Annotated in this window: 20 protein-coding genes; 10 read left to right on the top strand and 10 right to left on the bottom strand. The window is 63.7% G+C overall.

The genetic code is table 11. The features are described from left to right. Positions 1-17: 17 nt before the first annotated feature. Genes murA through ACH2EI_RS01335 form a run of 3 tightly spaced genes read left to right on the top strand, consistent with a single transcriptional unit; the run spans position 18 to position 3,274 of the window. On the top strand, positions 18-1,307 hold the full coding sequence (gene murA, locus ACH2EI_RS01325) for a UDP-N-acetylglucosamine 1-carboxyvinyltransferase (RefSeq protein WP_395158908.1): 1,290 nt from the start codon (positions 18-20) through the stop codon (positions 1,305-1,307). Continuing rightward, positions 1,304-2,479, top strand: coding sequence for an acyltransferase family protein (locus ACH2EI_RS01330; protein ID WP_395154621.1), 1,176 nt, complete (start codon positions 1,304-1,306; stop codon positions 2,477-2,479). Before murA ends, ACH2EI_RS01330 begins: the two co-directional genes overlap by 4 nt. 12 nt (positions 2,480-2,491) lie before the next feature. Further along, a complete protein-coding gene (locus ACH2EI_RS01335; protein ID WP_395154622.1) occupies positions 2,492-3,274 on the top strand; it encodes a hypothetical protein in 783 nt (260 codons plus the stop codon). A gap of 23 nt (positions 3,275-3,297) precedes the next feature. On the opposite strand, the gene ACH2EI_RS01340 is transcribed toward ACH2EI_RS01335, so the two are convergent. Continuing rightward, a complete protein-coding gene (locus tag ACH2EI_RS01340; protein ID WP_395154623.1) occupies positions 3,298-4,080 on the bottom strand; it encodes an alpha/beta fold hydrolase in 783 nt (260 codons plus the stop codon). A 45-nt stretch (positions 4,081-4,125) separates the two neighbouring features. Beyond that, entirely contained in the window at positions 4,126-4,881 is a 756-nt protein-coding gene (locus ACH2EI_RS01345) for a helix-turn-helix domain-containing protein (RefSeq protein WP_395158910.1), read from the bottom strand. An 87-nt stretch (positions 4,882-4,968) separates the two neighbouring features. Here ACH2EI_RS01345 and ACH2EI_RS01350 point away from each other — a divergent pair, with 87 nt between their 5' ends. Then, the gene (locus ACH2EI_RS01350; RefSeq protein WP_395154625.1) at positions 4,969-5,391 is read left to right on the top strand and encodes a hypothetical protein; all 423 of its coding nucleotides are present in this window, start codon (positions 4,969-4,971) and stop codon (positions 5,389-5,391) included. 10 nt (positions 5,392-5,401) lie between these two features. On the opposite strand, the gene ACH2EI_RS01355 is transcribed toward ACH2EI_RS01350, so the two are convergent. Continuing rightward, positions 5,402-6,352: an ornithine cyclodeaminase family protein gene (locus tag ACH2EI_RS01355; RefSeq protein WP_395154626.1), complete on the bottom strand. Its 951-nt coding sequence runs from the start codon at positions 6,350-6,352 to the stop codon at positions 5,402-5,404. A 60-nt stretch (positions 6,353-6,412) separates the two neighbouring features. On the opposite strand from ACH2EI_RS01355, the gene ACH2EI_RS01360 reads away from it, so the two are divergent. Further along, a complete protein-coding gene (locus tag ACH2EI_RS01360; protein WP_395154627.1) occupies positions 6,413-7,483 on the top strand; it encodes an acyl-CoA dehydrogenase family protein in 1,071 nt (356 codons plus the stop codon). Positions 7,484-7,724: 241 nt separating this feature from the next. On the opposite strand, the gene ACH2EI_RS01365 is transcribed toward ACH2EI_RS01360, so the two are convergent. The 3 genes from ACH2EI_RS01365 to ACH2EI_RS01375 form a co-directional block, all read right to left on the bottom strand. After that, complete coding sequence (locus ACH2EI_RS01365) at positions 7,725-9,287, bottom strand: long-chain-fatty-acid--CoA ligase (RefSeq protein ID WP_395158912.1); 1,563 nt, start codon at positions 9,285-9,287, stop codon at positions 7,725-7,727. 531 nt (positions 9,288-9,818) lie between these two features. Next, on the bottom strand, positions 9,819-10,184 hold the full coding sequence (locus ACH2EI_RS01370; RefSeq protein WP_395154644.1) for an ATP-binding protein: 366 nt from the start codon (positions 10,182-10,184) through the stop codon (positions 9,819-9,821). Beyond that, positions 10,163-10,372: a hypothetical protein gene (locus tag ACH2EI_RS01375; protein WP_395158914.1), complete on the bottom strand. Its 210-nt coding sequence runs from the start codon at positions 10,370-10,372 to the stop codon at positions 10,163-10,165. The genes ACH2EI_RS01370 and ACH2EI_RS01375 overlap by 22 nt, the downstream gene beginning before the upstream one ends. A gap of 84 nt (positions 10,373-10,456) precedes the next feature. On the opposite strand from ACH2EI_RS01375, the gene ACH2EI_RS01380 reads away from it, so the two are divergent. The 4 genes from ACH2EI_RS01380 (at position 10,457) to ACH2EI_RS01395 (ending at position 13,542) form a co-directional block, all read left to right on the top strand. Further along, on the top strand, positions 10,457-10,699 hold the full coding sequence (locus ACH2EI_RS01380; protein WP_395154629.1) for a NifU family protein: 243 nt from the start codon (positions 10,457-10,459) through the stop codon (positions 10,697-10,699). A gap of 25 nt (positions 10,700-10,724) precedes the next feature. Next, a complete protein-coding gene (gene meaB, locus ACH2EI_RS01385; RefSeq protein WP_395154630.1) occupies positions 10,725-11,687 on the top strand; it encodes a methylmalonyl Co-A mutase-associated GTPase MeaB in 963 nt (320 codons plus the stop codon). An 81-nt stretch (positions 11,688-11,768) separates the two neighbouring features. After that, positions 11,769-12,668: a zinc-binding dehydrogenase gene (locus ACH2EI_RS01390; protein ID WP_395154631.1), complete on the top strand. Its 900-nt coding sequence runs from the start codon at positions 11,769-11,771 to the stop codon at positions 12,666-12,668. Between the two features lie 97 nt (positions 12,669-12,765). Then, positions 12,766-13,542, top strand: coding sequence for an enoyl-CoA hydratase/isomerase family protein (locus ACH2EI_RS01395; RefSeq protein ID WP_395154632.1), 777 nt, complete (start codon positions 12,766-12,768; stop codon positions 13,540-13,542). Between the two features lie 141 nt (positions 13,543-13,683). On the opposite strand, the gene ACH2EI_RS01400 is transcribed toward ACH2EI_RS01395, so the two are convergent. The 3 genes from ACH2EI_RS01400 to ACH2EI_RS01410 all read right to left on the bottom strand — a co-directional run bounded on the left by ACH2EI_RS01400 (position 13,684) and on the right by ACH2EI_RS01410 (position 18,776). Further along, positions 13,684-14,892 carry an MFS transporter gene (locus ACH2EI_RS01400; protein WP_395154633.1) on the bottom strand — a complete coding sequence of 403 codons (1,209 nt, stop codon included), beginning with the start codon at positions 14,890-14,892 and terminating at the stop codon, positions 13,684-13,686. An 80-nt stretch (positions 14,893-14,972) separates the two neighbouring features. Continuing rightward, positions 14,973-17,462 carry an alpha-glucan family phosphorylase gene (gene glgP / locus ACH2EI_RS01405; RefSeq protein ID WP_395154634.1) on the bottom strand — a complete coding sequence of 830 codons (2,490 nt, stop codon included), beginning with the start codon at positions 17,460-17,462 and terminating at the stop codon, positions 14,973-14,975. 138 nt (positions 17,463-17,600) lie between these two features. Beyond that, on the bottom strand, positions 17,601-18,776 hold the full coding sequence (locus tag ACH2EI_RS01410; RefSeq protein WP_395154635.1) for a glycosyltransferase family 4 protein: 1,176 nt from the start codon (positions 18,774-18,776) through the stop codon (positions 17,601-17,603). A 26-nt stretch (positions 18,777-18,802) separates the two neighbouring features. On the opposite strand from ACH2EI_RS01410, the gene glgB reads away from it, so the two are divergent. Continuing rightward, complete coding sequence (gene glgB, locus ACH2EI_RS01415; RefSeq protein ID WP_395154636.1) at positions 18,803-20,800, top strand: 1,4-alpha-glucan branching protein GlgB; 1,998 nt, start codon at positions 18,803-18,805, stop codon at positions 20,798-20,800. A 46-nt stretch (positions 20,801-20,846) separates the two neighbouring features. Here the strand turns inward: glgB and ACH2EI_RS01420 are convergent, their stop codons facing one another. Continuing rightward, entirely contained in the window at positions 20,847-21,368 is a 522-nt protein-coding gene (locus ACH2EI_RS01420; RefSeq protein ID WP_395154637.1) for a hypothetical protein, read from the bottom strand. Between the last annotated feature and the right edge of the window lie 174 nt (positions 21,369-21,542).

The following is a 21,542-nucleotide window of genomic DNA, read 5'->3' on the forward strand; positions in this document are numbered from 1 at the left end:
CGAGCATACTGGGGGTCATGAGTACTGGAGCCGACACCGAAACGTTCGTCGTGCGTGGCTCGGGTCCGATCAAGGGCACCGTCCACGTGCCGGGCGCAAAAAACTCGGTGCTGAAGTTGATGGCGACCACGTTGCTCACTGATGGCACGTTCGAACTGACCAACGTGCCCGACATTGTCGACGTCACGATCATGGGTGAGTTGCTCGCTGCACTCGGTGTCAATATGCAGCGGCCCGCACCCGGCCAGCTGTTACTGACCAACACCGGTCAGATCACACCGGTCGCTCCCTACGAACTCGTCGAGAAGATCCGCGCGTCGATCAACGTGCTTGGGCCACTCCTCACTCGGTGTGGGGAGGTTCGCCTGTCGATGCCGGGTGGCGACGACTTCGGCGCTCGACCGATCGACATGCATATCAGCGGTCTCAAAGCCATGGGTGCCGAGTTCAAGTTCACCGACGAGTACCTCGAAGCCCGCTGCGAGCGCCTCCACGGTGCTGACATCACCTTCGACTTTCCGAGCGTCGGAGCCACCGAGAACCTGCTCACTGCCGCAGTGTTCGCCGAGGGTCGTACGACGATCGACAACTGTGCTCGCGAGCCCGAGATCACCGACCTCTGCAACTTTCTCGTTGCGATGGGCGCTGACGTGTCGGGCATTGGGACCTCGACGCTGACCATTGAGGGCGTCGACCGCGACGCGCTTCGCCCGGTGAGCTACTACACCGTGCCCGACCGCATCCAGGCGGCCACTTACCTCGCAGCCACCGCAGTCTCGAATGGCGAACTCAACGTGCTCGGCATTCGGCCCGACGACATGACAATGCTGCTCGATCGCTTCGGTGACATGGGCCTGCAGATGTCACCGGTCGAGATCGACGGCGCGTCGGGGCTGCACGTCGTTGCGCCGGAACGAATGCGGTCCATTGATGTCGCCACCTTGCCGTATCCCGGTATCGCCACCGACTACAAGCCCCTGATCATCACGATGCTGTCGGTCGCCGACGGCGTCGGCATCGTCACTGAAAACCTCTACCCCGGCCGCTTCCGCTACGTCGAGGAGTTGCAGCGGCTGGGTGCTGACATCAGTACGACTGGCCACCACGCAGTGATCCGCGGCGTCCCACGCCTGTCTGGCGCCGAAGTACAGGCCCACGACATTCGCGCCGGCGCAGCAATGGTCGTGGCTGGCCTCGCCGCCGAAGGTGAGACCATCATCTCGGGCGTCCATCACATCGATCGTGGCTATGACGATCTGGTCGGCCGATTGAGCGCTGTTGGCGCCGACATCCGCCGCGTCGGTTGAAATACGAGCCAGGCATCGACGGGCTTCGCGCCCTCTCCGTCGGTGCAGTCTTCCTGTTCCATGCGGGCGCGGTCAGCGGGGGATTCATCGGTGTCGACGTCTTCTTCGTCATCTCTGGGTACCTCATCACCGCACTCGCACTCGCCGAGATTGACCGGAACGATCGGCTTGCGCTTGGAGCGTTCTGGGCACGTCGGGCGCGGCGCTTGCTTCCTGCGATGTTGTTGGTGTGCGCTGCCGTCGTCGGCTATTCGCTGATTGCAGGCGGTGGAGCGCTGCAACGCGTGGGCCGCGACGTGGGTTATGCGCTGCTCTACGTGGCCAATTGGGGTCAGGTCGGCCAAGGCCGCGACTACTTTGCCTTATACGAATCGCCCTCGCTGCTCGAGCACGCCTGGTCGCTGGCAGTCGAAGAACAGTTTTACCTGGTCTGGCCGGTCGTGTTGGTTGTCGTCTTGCGACTCACCGGCACGAAGCGGGTCCGGCGCGCTGTTGCAGGTGTCGCAGTTGCAGTTGCGGCAGGCTCGGTCGTGCTCGCCACCGTGTTGGCCTCTGACGATGGCCAGGGCCTGAGCCGCCTGTACTTCGGGACCGACACGCGGGCAGTTGGCCTGGCGGTTGGTGCAGCGGCTGGCGCACTGGGTCTCCGCCGAGCCCAACGTTCACGTACCGCCGACATTGCAGGGCTGGCGAGCATGATTGGCTTGGTCGCGTTTGGAGCGACATTGCGCGGCGACGAGCGGTGGCTCTACGGGCCAGGGTTCCTGATGATTGCGCTGCTGTCAATCACTGCGATGTGGGCAGCGACTTCGGAGGGGGTACTCCAACGGGTGCTGTCCAACCGCACGCTCGTCAGCATCGGTCGGGTGTCGTACGGCGTGTACCTCTGGCATTGGCCGGTAATCGTGGTGCTCGACTCCGAACGAACCGGGCTCAGCGGCATCGCGATCGGTGCGCTCTGGGTCGTTGTGACTGCGCTGTTGACCGCAGCATCGTGGTTCGCCGTCGAACGGAATGCCCCGATGCCGAAGTTGGCCGCGCCCCGTCGCGCCGTCGGTTATTCGATCGCTGTCGGCGCACTCGTCGTTGGCGCAACTGTGGCATCGGCTACGGAAAATCGTCGGATGGATGACGCACCATTTACAATTCCGCTGGCAGTGACCACGACGTAGTCATCGCCACCGGTGTCAACCGATTCTGGAGGTACCGAGCCAACGCCGGATGCCGAGCTGCCGACGACCTCGCTTGCTTCACCGAGTGCATCGACGGGGGCATCGACGGTCTCGGTGACGAGCGTGGCGACGGTGGTGCCGCTGCCAGATCGGCCGCTGCGTGTACAGATCATCGGCGACTCGGTTGCAGAGTCACTGACGAGCCAGCAGATCACCGAGATCGCCACCGAAAGGTTCGGCGATGTGGTGGTGCGCAATGATGGGCAGATCGCCTGCTCAATGGTCCGTGAAGGCAAATGGTGGCTGCTCGACGGGTTGCAACTGGGTGACCCTCGGGACTGCCAAAGCGCCGACCGATTCGGCGACGTCGTGGATCTGTTTGCACCCGACGTCGTGTACCTCCTCTTCGGTTGGCCAGGCGTCGGTGGCGGGCGCGAACTCGATGACGGCTCCATCATCACACCGTGCGAGGCGGGCTTCGACGACCGCTGGCGATTCGAATATCAAGCGATGATCAGTCGGTTCGCCGAGTCGGCAACGGTGGTGTTCTCGTCGGTGGCACCGCCAGCGATACCGATTGCGGATCGGAGCCCGGGAACAGACTGTCTGAACGCGGCATTCGATCAGCTCGATGGGAACCAGTTCGACTACTCCAACTGGTTGTGCCCCGACGGTGACTGCGACGCAAGCCAAGGGCTGCGCTCCGATGGCATCCATTTCCGCAACTCAGCCGAGCTGCAAGAGCAGGTGCTTCAAGCGCTCCTCGATCAGGTGCTGCCCGTTGCCGGTTACTAAATCAGCCGCATAAAGAATCTCGCTCAGCTTCGCAAAAAATCGATCACAGCGGGCCAGGCACTTCGGTCTTGCCACAGAAATGGGTGCCCCCCGTCAAACGTAGCGAGCACCGAATTCGGGATGCGCTTGGCAATCGCTTCGCTGTTCGACGGGGGAGCGATACCGTCGAACAGTCCGTGGGCCACAAGCGTGGGCGCTGTGATCTGGTCGAGCCGGTCGAACGTGTCGTGGTGAGCGCGGGCACTGAGCTGCTGCACCAGGCCGGGTGGCGGTGTGCTCGGGCGGTCGCGGTGCCCGAATAGCTGCGTGATCAGCTTGGTGACGGCATCGTCGGTGCCGACTCGTGAGTCCCAGAGGGCGAGGTCGTAGGACGTGCCGTTCGGCGGTCCATTGTGGAGCGGGTAGGAGGCTCCTCCTGCGCCTCCGCTCGAGGTGCAGGCGAGCACCATTCGACTCACCCGTGAGCCTGCGCCGATAGCGAGTTCCTGTGCGACCATCCCGCCGAACGAGATGCCGAGGACGGCGAATTCGTCCAAGCCCTGCTGGTCGCACAGCGCCAGGACGTCGTCGGCGAAGTCGGCCATCGAGGGTTGATGGTCCGGGTCATGCTGCACGGAACGGCCGAGGCAGCGATGATCGAAGGTCAGCACGTCGAAGTGCTCGGCGATCGGCCACGCAAGTGCGTTGGGTGCGTTGCGGAGATCGCTGGCTGTGCCGTTGAGAACGACCAGCGGCGGACCCTCGCCGGCTCGGTCGGCACAGATCGTTACCTGTCGGTCGGGCAGTTCGACGAAGAACTCACTCATTTGGCGATCCTGTCATTAATCAACTCTGCATCATCCAACTGTGCATCATCCAACTGTGTAGAAGGTCTCGATCGTCAGCTCGGAAGCGGTGATGTCGAGGGCGGTGCCGAAGGTCGACACGACCGAAAGATAGCGAGCATCGATGCCGTTGCGCCGAAGATGGAGTTCAAGTGCGGCGGCGGCATTGAGTGGGTGGATGTCGCTGGCGCTGGGCGCAAGGGCTTCGGCCTCGGCAAGCAGGTCAGCCAGTACTGGGTCGCCACTGATGGCGTGCTGGCGACGCAGCCGATGGATCAGGTGGGCGGCCACGGCGTCGAAGTTGACAACGGACGGAGCGAGTCCGTCTGGATGCAGGGTGACCCGCAGGACGTTGAGTGGCGGGCCGAGCAGTTCTGGAGCGATGCCGTCAACCAGGGTGAGCGCAGCTGCGTTCGCACGAACGAGGTTCCAGTACCGATCCATCACGAGCGTCGGGTTGGGCTCGCTACCGGTGAGTATCGCGTCGATTGCCGTCAGGACGGGCCGCATCGCGGGATCACCGAGGTCGAGTTCGCTGAACGTCGGCGCGTAACCGGCTGCGAGGAGGAGGTCGTTCTGTTCACGGGGAGGCACATCGAGGTGCCGGGCGAGGTGCAGCAGCAGTTCCCGGCTTGGAGTCGATCGACCGGTCTCGACGTACGACAGGTGTCGGGTGGAGACCTGTGCGCTGGACGCGAGATCCAATTGACTCATGCGCCTTCGCTGGCGCCAGTTGCGGAGTAACCCGCCGGCGCCGATTGAGCTCTGAGCGATGTTGGTCATGTCGGCAACCGTAGAACCGGGCGTGAGCGAGTTCCATGACCTCGGAGGTCATCGCTTTCGAACAACGTCTGGGCGAAGCTTGGTGCCATGGCCGCAACGACCGAACTGACCCGAACGAACCAGATCGGATTGGTCGTGGCTCGGCTGCGGTTCGTACTGCGCATCAACGCTGCGAACTCGATCGTGTTTGGTGCGTTGATGGCAGCAATGCCAGAGACGGTGGACGATGTTCTGGGCACAGCGCGCCCTGGCTGGATCAGGCTGGTTGGCCTTGGCCTCGTCGGCTTTGCTGCATTCGTTGGATGGCTGTCGACGGCGTCGCCCAAGGTGCTGAAGAAGCTGGTGCCGCAGGTGGTGCTCGGCGATGTTGGTTGGGTCGTGGGCAGTGTCGTGACCGTGCTGCTCGGGTGGTACTCGGGTGCCGGCAATGTCACGGTCCTCGCAATGGCCGTTGCTGTCGACGCGTTCGCAGCGCTGCAGTGGTGGTTGTGGCGCCGCCTACAGCGCTGATGGTCCGCCTTTACCCTGGTAGCTGACCGAGGGCCTCGTAGACCGCTGCCGCGCTGACGAGGTCTTCGAGGGCGTGGCCCACCGACTTGAAGAGCGTGATGTCGTCGTCGGTGCGTTGCACGTCGAAACCCCGACACAGGCTGAAGAGGTCGGCCTCGATGTCGCTCTCGTTCAGCGCGCCGCTCTGGATTGGCTGCAGGATGTCACCGGCCTCGGTGAGCGCCCCGACCATCGTGTCGACAAAGACTCGCGCTCGCCCGATTGCCGCGTCATCGGCTTCGCGCATGGCCGGGGTGAACGCACCGACGAGGTCAAGGTGGCAGCCGGCTCTCAACGAGTCACCCGAGACCACAGGCGTTGAAGACATCGTGGCGCAGGTGACGATGTCGGCAGTGGCACACGCTGCGTCGAGATCGGTCGTCGAAGTTGCGGGGAGGCCCTCGTCGCACAATGCCGCTGCGAGTTGCTCGGCGCCCGCTGATCGATGGTTCCAGACGGTGACCTCGTCGATGGGGAACAGCGTGCAGTAGCCCCGTGCCAGCTCGGCGGCGAGGCGACCGGAACCAACAACCACGAGACGGTGCGAATCAGGTCGAGCGAGCATCGTTGCGGCAAGGACCGAGGCCGCTGCAGTTCGGCGGGCGGTCAGCGCTCCGCCATCGAGGAGGGCGAGGGGCACGCCGGTCGTGCCGTTCAGCAGGAGGTAGTTGCCGTTGATTGTCGCAATGTCGGTGTCGCGGTTCGTGGGAAAGACGGTGACGAGTTTGACGCCGGCGTACTCGTCGCTCCATGAGGGCATCAGGAGGAGCGTCGGCGAATCGGCGCCGGTTCCCATTGAGTGGTGGTGGCGCTGCGGAGTGGTCACCGAATCACCGGCGAGGAATCCGGCGCGCAGGACGGTGATCGCGAGCGGCCAGGGGAGTGCGGCATCGATTTGGTCGGCTGTGATCACGTCGAGCATGGCCTGATCATGGCAGGCCCGACTTGTCGTGCACGCGTCTGAGTCGTGAGACTGCCTGCCATGCCCCCAGCCGAGGTCGAGTCGCCCATCGCAGTTGCGCAGCGAATCGCAGATGAGGATTTGTTCCCCGCCTCACAAGACGTCGACCGGTCGGCGCTTATTCCACTCGATCGGTTTTCGGTGCTGGCCGACGCTGGGTTGTTCGGCATCGTCGGGCCGGCGGAACTGGGCTTCGGCGGGCTCGACGTTCATGAACTGCGAGGTGTCATGGCAGCTGTCAGCAGTGGATGCGGTGCGACGTTTTTCGCCTGGGCGCAGCATCACGGAGTCGTCCGAACGGTCAGTGAGGCGTCGAACGGCGAGTTACGCGACGCGTGGCTCTCTCGGTTGTGTCGTGGCGAGGTCGTGGCGGGTACGGCCTTTGCTCACGTCCGACGAGCCGACCAGCGTGCAGTCACGGCGACACGCGTGCCTGGCGGATGGCGGCTCGACGGGTTTGCACCGTGGGCGACGTCGTGGGGCATCGCCGAAGTGTTCACGGTGGCAGCCGAATCCGAAGGCGGCGAGGTGATCTGGACGCTGATCGACGGTGTCGAGCAATCGGGCCTTGGCGTGTTGCCTCTTGCCCTTGCGGTCTTCGGCTCGACCGGTACGGTGGCCCTTCGGTTTCACGGTCTGGTCGTGCCGGACGACCGCGTGCTTGGCGTCGATGACGCAGCGGCGTGGCGGGCCAGTGATCGCATTCGAGCAGCGGCAGGTCAGACGGGGGTACTGGGTGTCGCGGATCGTGCCACCCGACTACTTGCAGATGAGGTGCGTGGCCCTGATGATCCGGCAGGAGACGCTGCTCGACGTCTACGAACGGAGCTGGAGAACATTTGGCTGCGCGATCGCGCGGTCGTTGAGTCGCTCGGCGGCGCTGCGGACGATGTGCTGCTGGCGGAGGCGAGCGACCACCGGGCAGCCTGTCTCAACCTCGGTCAGCGGGCGACGACGGCGCTCCTCGCAGCTCGCGGCGGCAGCGGCATGGATCTCAACCACCCGGCACAACGGCTGGCCAGGGAAGCCGCGTTCTACGTCATCCAGGCCCAGACCGTCGACGGTCGCGCTGCCACGCTGCGCTCGGTTTGATCAGGGAGTTCGGACCGACGCAAAAGCGGCATCGACGATCTTGTCGACGTCAGCCACCGGCAACCTGGTGCATTCCTCGTGCGACCCTTGGGCGATTACTCACAAACAGGCTTCGATATCGGACAGTGTCGAGCGTGCCCGGCTCACGCGATTACGGAGCGGGCTCGGACCGCTGAGAGCGCACGACTTCGCCGGAAGCGTGGCGCGTGTCGGCAGGTTCCCGGTCCGCGATGACGTGTGATCAGTTGACGGCTCGGTCGCGGCCTTCCCAGTACGGCTTACGTAGGTCGACCTTGAGGATCTTCCCGGACGGGTTGCGCGGAATTGCATCGATACGTTTGACGGCCGTCGGCAACTTGAATCGTGCCAGCCGTTCGACGCAATGCGCGATGACCTCCTCCTGCGTCGGGTCGGCACCCTCGGCGGCAACGATCAATGCGAGTGGCGACTCGCCCCACCGCTCGCTCGGGATGCCGATGACGGCGACGTCGGCCACGCCGGGATGGGAGATGATCGCGTTCTCGATCTCGGCCGGGTAGATGTTCTCTCCGCCGGACACGATCATGTCCTTCACCCGGTCGTGGATGAACAGGTAGCCGTCATCCATGTAGCCCGCGTCGCCGGTGCGGAACCACCCGAGACCATCGGCGTCGCGTCCCTCGGGAAACGCCTCAGCGGTGGCGTCGGGATTTCGCCAGTAGCCCTTCATGTTCTGCAACGTACGCACCCAGACTTCACCGACTTCACCGTCCGGTTGGTCGTTGCCGGCATCATCGACGATCCTCAATTCGACGCCGTCGACGGGCGTCCCGGCCGAACGCAGGAGTTTTGTGCGTGGACCTCCCGGGTCGTGGTCTTCGGGTGGGAGCCAGGTGACGACGCCAGTGGTTTCGGTGAGGCCGTACGCCTGAGCGTGGCGACACTTGAGCAGTGCCATCGACGCAACCAGCGCCTCCTCGGTGATCGGCGACGCGCCGTAGAAGATCGTCTCCAGCGACGAGAAGTCGACATCCGACGCGCCCGGGATCATCGGAAGGACCTGCAGCAGCGCAGGCACCATGAAGCTCGCCGTGACCTTGTGCTTCGGGATGTCGGCGAAGATTCGACCCGGGTCGACATCGCGGTGGACGACGTTGGTCGCCCCGTTGAACAGCCCGACACTCGCGACGCCGCTGCCACCGATGTGGAACATCGGGAGGATGTGCAACATGACGCTGTCCGATGTCACCCCGATCATGTCGCTGATTGGTTCCATGATCGCCTCGAAGTTCCGGTTGGTGAGCTCCGCTCCCTTCGGGAGGCCTGTGGTACCGGACGTGTAGAGCTGGGAGCCAGTGTCGTCAGGAGCGACCGGGTAACCCGGATCATCGTCCGATCGATCCTCGATCCATTCGCTATAGGACACGTTGGCGCCGTTCCCGCCCACCTCGATGATGAGCGGGTTGCGCGGCAGTTCCATCTTGTCGAGATGACCGAGGAACTCGCCTTCTACAAGCACCACCTTCGCCTCCGCGTTATCGAGGATGAATGCCATCTCGGGTGGCGCCAGCCGCCAGTTGACGGCCACCGGCACGGCGTTCAGCTTCGCAGCGCCGTAGCTGAGGGTGAAGTACTCGGGGATGTTCTTCCCGATGAATCCCACACGATCTTGCGGTGTGACCCCGGCATCGAGGAGGGCGTTCGCGACTCGACAGCTCTCGGTGTGCAACTCGCCGTACGTCAACGTGCGGTCGTCGCAGATGAGCGCCGGTTTGTCGGGCCGTTGCGCGGCGTGCGTGCGGGTGATGTCGGCCATTGCGAACATGACGATTCTCCTTCGATGCGATGACGAATGTCACACAGTAACACCGGTCGAAAACCTGCGGCGCGTGATTCGGCCGGTGCTCGGTGTCTCAGCGTTGAGGTGCCTCGCCTCCCGAAAGTACCGGCATCGGAGAGTGCCCGGGTGGCGTCATTTTTCAGCGGGGTTCGGACCGCTGAGAGTGCTGGACTTCGCCTGCTACCAGGCTGCAACCTCTCGGTCTGTTCTATTTCGTACCACCCATCGCGTATCGTCGTTGGCGATCCACTTCAGCTCGGAGATGCGGCTGGGATGCATACGCGCACTACAGCAAGGCAGACATGCCGTTGCTCAAGCGAGTTGGGGGCACGATCTTGTGGGCTGGGCACGTCGAGGGGGCTGCGCTTGGAGATCTTGGTGCGGGTCGTTGGGATTGGGTCGTTGTTGTGCTCTACCCTCCCGCTCAGCATTTTTCTCGATGATGACCTCACCGGAGTGTCAAGGGCCAATTCGATCTGCCCACTGGCGGACAGTAGAACTGCCCGTTGGTGGCCATCAGTTTCTTGATCGCCCGGCAACGACGAGGTTCTTGTGTCGTTCGATCCACTCGAGAGTTTGCAGCGATCGTGCTGTTGGCTCGGGAACGGAACTGACTGCCTGGTTCCAGGTGTCAAACGTTTTGCCGGTCGGGAACCCGGCGGTATTCATCCGGGTGCGGATCGAGGATGCCTGGCGCCCGGTGAGTTCTTCGGTGAGGAGCGCTCGCAGTGTTTCAACGGGTTCCCAGCGTTGCGCCCGCGCCGTGGCGAGTAGGTCGGGGGCGTGGGTCCGCTCACACCTGCTCGTCGGATGAAACGTCCGCCGGGGACCCTCCGGACGACTCGGCCCACTCCGACTCGCTATTTCGACGGTGTCGACGATTTCGAAGGGGTGGTCGGATCGCTTGGCTGTTCCGTGTCGGTGCGTGAGATCGCATCGACGCGGTGCTTGGCCAGCACGAGGAGGCCGATGATCACCACGATCGGGCCGCCAACGAGCAGGAACTCGTCCCAACCGCCCTCGTGGGCGAGGATGGCTTGAATCGCAAGCTGCGACGAACGAATGCGCACAGCTAGGGATCGTACGGGCTGTGGTGATTGAATGAATGTTGAGCTCCATCGACTCCCCGGGTGGGCCCACCGAATTGAGGCAGTATGCGTGAACAGGTCGAAGCCGCAATTGAAGTGATCCGCCCGGCAATCCAGGCCGATGGTGGTGACATTGTCCTGCACGCGGTGTGCGAAGACACCGGGAGGGTCGAAGTCGAGTTGACTGGCGCATGCGTCGGCTGCCCGGCATCAACAGTTACCCTCAAGGCTGGGATCGAGCGCATCATGCGCGATCGCGTCGACGGTGTGACTGAAGTGGTCAACATCGCCGAAGAAGTCCTCGCCTGACCGGCGCTGCAACCTCACCGTCTTCATGGCTCGCCAACGCAAACCACCAGCTGAACTTTTCGCTGCCGCCCTCGAAGGTGATCGCAGCGCGCTTGCCCGTCTGCTCTCACTGATCGAACGAGGCGAGGACGAAGCTCGCGAAGTCGGTCGTCTCGCCTACTCCCGGAGTGGCGAGGCCTACACCGTGGGCCTGACCGGCGCACCCGGCGCAGGCAAGAGCACGCTGACCAGCGCAATCATTGGCCACGTCCGCTCGCTCGACCTCGAGGTCGCGGTGCTCGCCATCGACCCGTCGTCGCCGTTCACGGGTGGTGCGATCCTCGGCGACCGCGTGCGAATGCAAGATCACGCCACCGACCCTGGCGTTTTCATCCGATCAATGGCCACGCGCGGTCACCTCGGTGGGCTTTCGCTGGCCACTCCCGAAGCCGTGCGCGTCCTTGATGCGATCGGCCGCAAATGGATCCTGGTCGAAACCGTGGGGGTTGGCCAGGTCGAAGTCGAAGTTGCCGGCAAGGCCGACACCACGGTCGTCGTCGTCAACCCCGGGTGGGGTGACAGCGTGCAGGCCAACAAGGCCGGTCTGATGGAGATCGCTGACATCTTCGTGATCAATAAGGCTGACCGCAAGGGCGTTGAAGAGACCCAGCGCGACCTGATGCAGATGCTCGAATTGGGCGCAATGGCACACGACGCTTGGCGGCCGCCAATCATCGCGGCCGTAGGCACAACCGGGCAAGGAGTGACCGACATCTGGGACGCTGTGCTTGAACATCGCGCAGCCTCGGAAGCATCCGGTGAACTCGAACGCCGCCGCACGTTCCGGTTGCGTGAGGAACTCCGCGAGATCATTGCCAACCGCCTCGGCCGACGCTCTCGTGAGATCTGCACCGGTGACCGGTGGGACGAGCTGACCGATGAAGTCGTTGCCCGCACCACTGATCCGTGGACTGCTGCCGACGAAATGCTTTCCGCAGTCGACGCCTGAACCGATGGCGCGATGAGAGCGGTTCAAGCCACCTCTGATGGTGTGGCCGTCGTCGATGTGCCCAGCCCTCAGGCTGCAGGGATGATTGACCCGGTCACGGTACGTCCGGTCGCGGTCGGTATTTGCGGGTCGGACCTGCACGTCATCGGCATGGGGCCGAGCGGCGTCACCCTCGGCCACGAGATTTCGGCCGTGTACGAAGGGCGTTTGGTTGCGATCCAGCCGATGGCCTTCTGCGGCGAGTGCGCAGCCTGCCGACGAGGTGATCAACACATGTGCTCGGTGGGCAGCCGCCGAGTCCATGGCATTCACATCGACGGCGGAATGGCCGACGAACTGGTCGTCGATGCGCAGTGCCTTGTCCCGCTCCCTGAGGGCGTCAGCGCCGAGGCGGCCAGCCTTGTCGAGCCGATCGCCGTGGGAGTCCACGCGGTCAACAAGGTTGATCCCGTTGCCGGAATGCGCATTGCCGTGATCGGCGCCGGCACAGTCGGACTCGTTGTCGCTGCTGTCACTCAAGACCGAGGGGTCGACCAGATCGACATCGTCGCTCGTCACGAGGCGCAGTTTGCAGCTGCCGAACGTTTGGGCCTTCGACCGGTTCGAGCAGACGAACTCGGCTCGGGTTACGACATCGTGATCGATGCAGCCGGTAGCGAGTCATCGCTGGCCGCTGCCATCGGCGCAGTGCGCTCGGCGGGTACGGTGCTCGTGCCAGGTATCTACTGGAGTGATGTCAACCTGCCCGGTTTGGCGCTCGGTCTGAAGGAAGTGCAACTCCGCACGGCGTTGTATTGGGGTCATCACGACGGACGCCGCGAGGTCGACATCGCGGCCGAGGTGCTCGGTCGGCTTCCAGGGCTCCCCGATGCGTTGATCAGTCATCGCTTCGAACTCGGTGATGCGGCCCACGCATTTAGGACTGCTGCAGACCGCAGCGCCGGAGCAGTCAAGGTCATCGTCGACGTCAGCAACGGCTGAGTTCGGCAGGTTGCTTGTCGGGCTGCTGTCAGCTGCAGACGTGTGTGTGCCAGTCTCGGTGCTCACTGGGGTCGCGCGACCTCGTAGGTTCGCGTCCATGGCTTACGAACTCCTCACTCTCGAACGACTCGACAACGGCGTTGCCGTCCTCACCCTCGCCAACGGGAAGGTCAACGCGCTCTCCGGGGCGCTCGTCGCCGAGATCGGTGCAGCCGCACAAGAACTGACTGACGCCCCGCCCGCAGCGCTGATCGTCAGCGGTGGCGATCGCATTTTTGCTGCTGGCGCCGAGATCTCCGAATTCGGCGGCCCGGAAGAAGCCAAGTCGATCGGCCCGCAGATCCATGCCGCGTTCAACCGGCTTGCGGCACTGCCCTGCCTCGTGATTGCTTCGGTCAGCGGCTACGCACTCGGCGGCGGCTGCGAACTGGCGTTGGCGTGTGACTATCGAATCGCATCGGAGCGCGCGGTGTTCGGTCAACCCGAAATCCTGCTCGGCATCATCCCTGGCGGTGGCGGCACGCAGCGGCTTGCGCGTGTGGTCGGCCCGTCGAAGGCCAAAGAGATCTGCCTGACCGGTCGAATGGTCAAGGCCGAAGAAGCCCATCGGATCGGCCTCGCCGACGAGGTCGTTGCACCCGAAGCACTGATGGAACGCTCACTCGAACTCGGTGCCACTCTTGCCAAGGGTGCGCTCACAGGCCAGGGTATCTGCAAGCGGGCTATCGACGAGGGCCTCTCGACGACACTCGCCGCAGGTCTACAGATCGAACTTGATGCGTTCGTCGAAGTGTTCCGAACCGAAGACAGCCAGATCGGCGTCAAGAGCTTCCTCGAGAACGGCCCTGGTCAGGCTGAGTTCACCGGCAAGTGATCCGGAGTAAGCAACCCGAGAAACGAGCCTGAGCACGGAGCCCGCCTGTCACGCCGATGTCACGCCGATGTCTGACCAAAGTGTGACAGCAGACAGCGCGCAACAACTCTGGACGGAGACTCCGTTGCTCGGGCGGTGCGTTTAGTTGTTGACCGAGGAACCGATCGGTCGCGAAATGTCCCAGGCTGATCGGGCGAGCCAGAGGCCGGTCACCGTCATCACCAGCATGACGGCGGCTGCCACCACATATGCGGTGGTCTGGCCGTACGCCTCGTACAGCGCGCCGGTCATTGCGGCCATGATGCCGGCCGAGATTGCCTGGGCAGCACCGACGACACCGTGTGCACCGGCCTGTCGATCGGTAGGAACCACCATGCCGACTGCGACGCCAGCCGAAGAGATGGTGAGGCCATCAGAGATGGCGTGCACCATCGCCACAGCGAAGATCAGCCCGCCGCTTGGCAGGAACCCGTAGAGGCACATGATTGCGGACGCGAACAGCAGGCCAATCGAGCTGAGTTTGAAAGGGCCAAATGTTTGGGCGAGGCGTCCGCCTGGCGGGCCGAGGAAGATCAACGGCAGGCCGAACAGGGTGATACCGAGGTTCGCGATCCAGTCGGTGGTGCCGAGGTCTTTGTGTACCACGTCCCACAGCGCGTCGAAGGCGCCGATCATTGCGAACGCGACGGCGCCGAGCATGGCGGCGCCAGCGAATGGTCGGATCTTGAGCAGGTCGAGGGCGAAGCGGTGTTCGGACTGTTCCACCGACTCTTGCACTGGGACGCGAGCGACGATCGGCAGCAGGATCAGCGTGATCGCGGCGACCACGATGAACGGGGCGGGAATACCGAACGGGCCCACAAGAATTGCCGAGATCGCCGGCCCGGTGGCGAAGCCGAAGACGTCGGCGGCGAGCAGGCGGCCCATGTTCTGGCCGAGGTTGTTGGGGTCGGCGAGGATCACGATGCGCTTGACCGCCGGGCTGGCCGCGCCGATGCCGATGCCGGAGATGAATCGGCCGATCAGGATGGGTGTCAGTGTCGTGCTGAGCGCCATCAGAAGCAGCCCGGCGACGTTGACGAGCACGCCGATGAAGACGAGCTTCTTGGCGTGGCCGCGGTCGGCGAGCGGTGCAAGAGTAATCTGCGACAAGAATCCGGCGATGAAGCCGAGCCCGATCACGAACCCGATGGCGGTCTCGCTGATGCCGTATTGGTCACGGAAGTCAGCGACGATGGTGAACAGAACGCCGTAGCCCGAGGCCAGTGCCGCCATCAGCCCGCCGAAGGCGAACAGCAGCACGAGTGGCGACGGCGGAACAACCGGTTGGGTTGAATCCTCCGAAGTCAACGATTGCACCATTGGAGGCTAGCGAGACAACGGGTTCAGATCGCTGTCGACCGATGTCGTGAATGACGCCGCAAGGCGCATTACCCGTAGGCGACGAGGCCAGTGTCGAAAATTGAGCTGAGTGCGCGATGGGTCGGTAGCGCTCGTGCGCTGAGGCCCCAGGGGCCGGCATCGCCTGGCGTGAAGTGACCTGCGTAGATGCCGTCACCGACAGGCTCGAGGTTGACAGCCACGGTCCGGTGCTGGTCGAAGCTGCCGTCGCTGGAGAGTGGGCCGTGCATGACCTGGATGACGAGTTCGTCAGCGCGCAGCTTGCCGGGGTTGACACGGACTCGAACGGAACGCCCGGTGCCGCTGATGCCGTCGGCGACCTCGGATCCATCGGCGACGAGTTGGACCGAAACGGACGGCCAGGCCGAAGTGATGCCAGCCTTCCACGCAGACAACTCGCGGGCTGCTGCGGCTCCGTCGGCGAGGCGCAGATCAGACGACGCGGCCGCAGGTTCGTAGAGGGTCGTGACGTAGTCGCGCACCATGCGTGCGGCCACGACGTTCCAACCAAGTGTCTCCCAGTTGTTCAGGATGCGTTCGATCCAACCGCTGGGAGTGCCGTCGTTGGGGCGGTCGTAGAACAGCGGCACGATCTGCTGTTCGATCACGTCGAACGTCGCCGACGCTTCGCGGTGGTCACGTCGGGCGAGGTCGTGGTCGTCGTCAAACGACGGGATGTCGAATCCGTTGGTGCCGTCGGACATCTCGGCCCACCAGCCATCGAGAATCGAGCAGTTCAGCACACCGTTGAGCGTGGCCTTCTCGCCACTGGTGCCACAGGCTTCGAACGGGCGTCGAGGCGTGTTGAGCCACACGTCGCAGCCGTGGTACATCGTGCGGGCGATGCCGATGTCGTAGTCGGGGATGAAGACGAAGCGGTGGCGTACATCGGCGTCGGCGGCGAGCTTGGCGATCTGCTGGATCAGACCCTTGCCAGGAAGGTCGGCCGGGTGGGCCTTTCCGGCGAAGACGAACTGCACGGGTCGGTCGGCGTCGAGCAGGAGTGCACGCAACCGATCGATCTGGTCCAGCAGGAGGTTCGCTCGCTTGTACGTGGCGAAGCGACGGGCAAACCCGATCGTGAGGACGTTCGGATCGAGGAGATCATGACCAAGCCGATCACGCACGAGGTCGACGAGTTCTTGGCGACCGACGTTACGCATGGCCCAGATGTCGGACTGGTCGATGTTGCGAACATGGGCCCAGGCATCGGCGCCAGCCAGATGCCAATCGTCTCCGAGCGCGCCGGTCAACAATTCGTCGGTCCTGTCGCTGACCCATGTGCGGGCGTGGACGCCGTTCGTGATGTGGCCGATGGGTGTCTCGTTGCTCGGTAGATCGGGCCACATTCCGCCGAACATTTCACGTGCGACCTCGCCGTGCAGCTTGGCAACGCCGTTGGCGCGGGCCGCGAGGCGGAGCCCCATGACTGCCATGTTGAACTTGCCATCTGGCTCGTCAGCGCGCTGGCCGAGCGCGATGAGTTCGTCGAACGTGACCCCGCACGATGTCGCGAAATCGGCAAAGTAGGACTCGAACAGTTCCCGCGGGAATCGGTCGATGCCGGCCGGGACGGGGGTGTGAGTGGTGAAGACGCCGCCGCCGCGTACTGCCTCGATCCCTTCGGCGAAGGTGAGCCCGGCATCGGTGAACTCGCGGAGCCGCTCGAGGCCGAGAAACCCGGCGTGGCCCTCGTTGCTGTGGAACACCTGCGGAGCGATGCCGAGGGCGCGCAGTGCTCGGACACCGCCGATACCCAAGATGATCTCCTGGCGCAGACGGTGTTGCTCGTCGCCGCCGTAGAGGCGGTTGGTGACAGCGATGACGTCCGGCGTGTTCTCGGGCAGATTGGTGTCGAGGAGGTACAGCGGAATCCGGCCAACATCGACGCGCCAGATCGCGACCAGCGCAGTGGTGCCGGCGAGGTCGACTTCGATCGTGAGTCCGGTCGGGTGGACGCCGTGTGCGGCAGGGTTGATGCGCTCGTTGCGTTCCTCCTGCCAGCCGTCTTGGTTCAGCTGCTGGTGGAAGTATCCCTCGGCGTAGAAGAGGCCGACGCCGATCAACGGCACGCCGAGATCGGACGATGCCTTCAGGTGATCGCCGGCCAGAATGCCGAGACCACCGGAGTACTGCGGGAGGGCCTCGGTGATGCCGAACTCGGGGGAGAAGTACGCAACAGATTGCAGCGGCGAGCCCTCAGAGGCTGCGCTGCGATCGCCGAACCACGACGGCCCGGTGACAGCCTGCTGGAGACGTTCACATGCATCCCCGACGCTGATGACGAAGTCTGCGTCGCCCGCAAGCTTGGCCCAACACGTTGGTGATGTCCGACGGACCAAATCGACCGGATGCTGGCCAGTACGCCGCCACGAGCTGGGTGCACTGCCATCAAGTCGATCGAACACGTGGGCGAGTTCACGGTCCCACGCCCAATGGAGATTTGCGGCGAGGTCGGTGATGCCGGCGAGCGATTCAGGGATCTCGCTGACGACGTTGAACTGATGGAGCGGGCGCACCGAAGCGAGGATAACGACCTGTAACAGACTGTGTTTGAGGTGGTCGAAAATGTCCGGCCCGTCACCCACGCTGGCTTTCGAAGCGCTCCTACCTTGGAGATGCGCTTGCCTTCGAAATGGTGGTGAGTGGCCAGGGAGTCAGCGTTGACGGGCGTCAATTGATGTCGAATAGACGCGTGCGGTGGCCGTTGCGATGGCAGCCCACGAATAATTCCGCTCGATGAGTTCGCGTGCGTTGCGAGTCAGTTCGTCAGCAAGAACATGATCGGTCAGTACCCGTTCGATGCAGTTCGCGAGGTCGTCCGGCCGGCCCGGCTCGAACGTGAGGCCGGCATTGGTTCCCTCGATCATTTCGGCGAGGCCACCTGTCCGAGCGACGACGAGCGGCGCGCCGGCGGCGAGGGCCTCGAGTGCGACGAGACCGAACGGCTCGTAGAGCGACGGGATCACGACGCACCCAGCGCGCTGGGTGAGATGGCGCAGTTCGGTGTCGTTCAAGAAGCCAGTGACGTGGACACAATCGCTGACGCCCTCAACGTCGATTTGTGCTTGGAGTTCCGGGAGGTAGCTACCTCGCCCCGCAATGGTGCACTGCACGCCCGGGACTCGTGCCCGTACGTCGGCCATCGAGCGCGCGAGCACCTGAAAGCCCTTCTCGAACTGGACGCGACCCCAGGAGAGGACCAACTGTTCTCGCTCGACCGGCGTGTCACCCTCGACCAGCCACAGGTTGGGATCGATGCCGTTGGGGACGCGGGCGACAATTTCTGGCGGGAGCTCGAAGCTCGACACGAGTTGGTCCGCCATGAACCTGGTGGGCGAGATCAGTCGATCGGCTTGGAAGGCGAGCCACCATTCGATTGAGTTGATGTCGCTCGGCACGCCTGGCGGGAGTTGGCCTCCGTGCCGGACCCGTTCGGTGCCGTGCATTGTCAGAATGAACGGCACATTGAACCGGCCAGACAGCGTGTCAGCCGACCAGCCCATTCGCCAGTCGTGTCCGTGGACCACGTCAGGTTCCCACCCGTCGAGCAGGTCGGGAAGGCTGCAACCGAGTTTGACGAAGGCGTGATTCGCCGAAGCGGTGCGTGCAACCGGATCGGTCTTCGACAGCCATGGCAGGTCGGCGACGCCACGTACGACACGAACCGGCCCAGCAGCATCGGCGACGCGGTCGGTACCGGGGTGTGTGGTGGTCATCACGACCACGTCATGTCCGTTCGCCGCGAGCGCACGACTCAACCCATCGACGTGCGCAGCCGTGCCTCCTGTCTCTTTTGGTGGGAAGTCCCAGGACAACAACAACACACGCACGGCCGCGCACTCTACTCTGGAGGTCGATGCCACCGATTGACTCTGTGCCCCCTTCCGGTTCGACTTCCGGTTCGACTTCCGGTTCGACAGGGTCGCAGCGAGCCCCGATTGGCGAGCTCGATCTCCACCTGCTCGGAGAGGGCAACCACCGTCGATTGTGGGAAGTGCTCGGCCCGCAGGTGTTCGGTCCGGGCCCCGCAGGCGTGAGCGCAGTGCAGTTCGCCGTGTGGGCACCCAATGCTGTGTCGGTTGCCGTTGTGGGTGATTGGAACGATTGGCAACCCGAGCCGATGGCGATGATCGAGACCAACGGGCGGACTGGAATCTGGACGGCCATCTGTTCGGCCGCCCGCTCTGGCCAGTGCTACAAATACGAGATTGTCAGCAAAGAGGGGCGCACGCTCCGCAAGGCCGACCCGATGGCTCGCCAGACCGAGGCGCCGCCGAGTGATGCCAGCGTCGTGCCGACGCCGAGCAAGCACGAATGGTCTGACACCGAGTGGATGCATGACCGCCATGTCACCGTCGACGGCGATGCACCGATGCGGATCTACGAATTGCATCTTGCGTCGTGGCGGCGCGGAGTCGACACGTGGGACGACCTCGCCGAGCAGATTGCAGCGCATGTGTCGTCGCTCGGCTTCACGCACGTCGAACTGCTTCCGGTTGCGGAGCACCCGTTCGGCGGATCGTGGGGTTACCAGGTATCTGGTTACTACGCCCCGACGGCGCGCTTCGGTGACCCTGACGGGTTCCGCCGGTTCGTCGACGTGCTCCACAAGCACGGTGTGGGCGTCATACTCGATTGGGTACCGGCGCACTTTCCGAAAGACGAGTGGAGCCTCGGCCGTTTCGACGGCACGGCACTGTACGAACACCCTGACCCGCAGCGCGGCGAGCATCCTGACTGGGGCACCTACGTCTTCGACTTTGGGCGGAACGAGGTACGCAACTTTCTTGTTGCCAACGCCCTGTATTGGCTCGATGAGTTCCACATCGATGGCCTGCGGGTCGACGCCGTGGCCTCGATGCTGTACCTCGACTATTCGCGCGAAGAAGGCGAATGGACACCGAACGTGCACGGAGGCAACGAGTACCTCGAGGCGATCACGCTCCTGCAAGAGACGAACAGCGTTGTCGCAGAAGAGTTTCCTGACGTCTTGATGATTGCGGAAGAGTCGACGGCGTGGCCGGGTGTCACCCATCCGGTCGTCGAGGGCGGCCTCGGCTTCACTCACAAGTGGAACCTCGGCTGGATGCACGATTCGCTCGGCTATCTCGCGCTCGACGGTGTGTACCGCAAACACCATCACAACGAGATGACGTTTTCGCAGCTGTACGCCTACAACGAGCGATTCGTCCTTCCGCTGAGCCACGACGAGGTGGTCCACGGCAAGGGCAGCCTCCTGAACAAGATGAGCGGTGATGACTGGCAGAAGTTTGCATCGCTCCGCAACCTGCTCGCATGGCAGTGGTCGATGCCCGGTGCGCCGCTGCTGTTCATGGGCGCGGAACTGGCGCCCTGGCAGGAGTGGAACGATGCTGCCGAGTTGCCGTGGCATCTTGCGGAGCATCCGCCGCACAAGGGTGTGTGCGACACGATTCATGCGATGAACGCGATCGCCGACCGGTGGCCGGCGCTGTGGGAGCGCGACACCGACCAGGCTGGCTTCCAGTGGCTCGATGCCAACGACGCTGCGCACTCGATGTTCGCCTTCACGCGGTGGGGCGTCAACGGCGCACAAGCCGTGGTCTGTATCGCGAACTTCACGGCCGTTGCTCGGCCGGGCTACCGCGTCGGGCTGCCCTGGGGCGGCGACTGGCACGTGGTGCTCGACACCGACTCACCCCAGTTTTGGGGAAGCGGCCACCGTGGTATCGACACCAACTCGATCGCAGCTGGCGCGGAACCGATCGACATCGCTGACGGCGTCGAGGAACCCTGGCAGGGTCAGTCGTGCTCGGCGACCATCGACGTCGGTCCGCTGTCGACGCTCTGGCTTGCTGCGCGCAGCCCCGGTTGATCCGTCACAGGTGATTCGTGAGGCGGAACCAGTCAACCTGTGTGCGTCAGGCGCTGTTGAGTCGTCGTTCGTTGGTCCACGCGGCGAACGTTGACAGGTACATCCCGTCGTTCGTGAGCGCGGTCACACTGGTTGGGGTCACCCAGAGCGCACAGATGTGCGTCCAGTCGTCAAGCCCGACGAAGTGCGGTTCGATAGGGTCGTTGGATCGGCACAGTCGGCCTTGGCCCAGGTCAATGGTCCAGTATCCGTCGCGTGTGGTGAGTTGGACATAGCCGGGCCCGAGAACTGCGGCAGGTCCGCCCGCGCTGGTAACGCAACTCGCAACAGCGCTCAGCGGACGGCGCGCAATGAGCTCGTCACTTGCCGTGTCAGGATCGAGATCGATCATGACCGTGGAACCGCAGCCCACCGCCGATGCGGCAGCAATGACCAGGACGTTCGTCATTTCTAGGTCGAGGTGGGGCGGGGCGCAAATGACGAGATGTTCATCGAACATCGAGACCGTTACGGTCGCGTCGATACCGTTTTGGATTGGAACGATCTTCGGGCTGTAGGAAAGATCCATGCTGACACCTCCTCAGGCTCTCCAAGTTTGTCGCCTGTGCGTGACGACATCGTGACGAATACGTTCCAAATGTGCGCGTTCGACTGATCTCTCACACCCACCACTTGTCACACCACTTGTCACACCACTTGTCACACCACTTGTCACACCACTTGTCACACCACTTGTCACACC

The sequence above is a fragment of the Ilumatobacter sp. genome, assembly GCF_041688325.1.
In the GTDB taxonomy this organism is placed as follows: domain Bacteria; phylum Actinomycetota; class Acidimicrobiia; order Acidimicrobiales; family Ilumatobacteraceae; genus Ilumatobacter_A.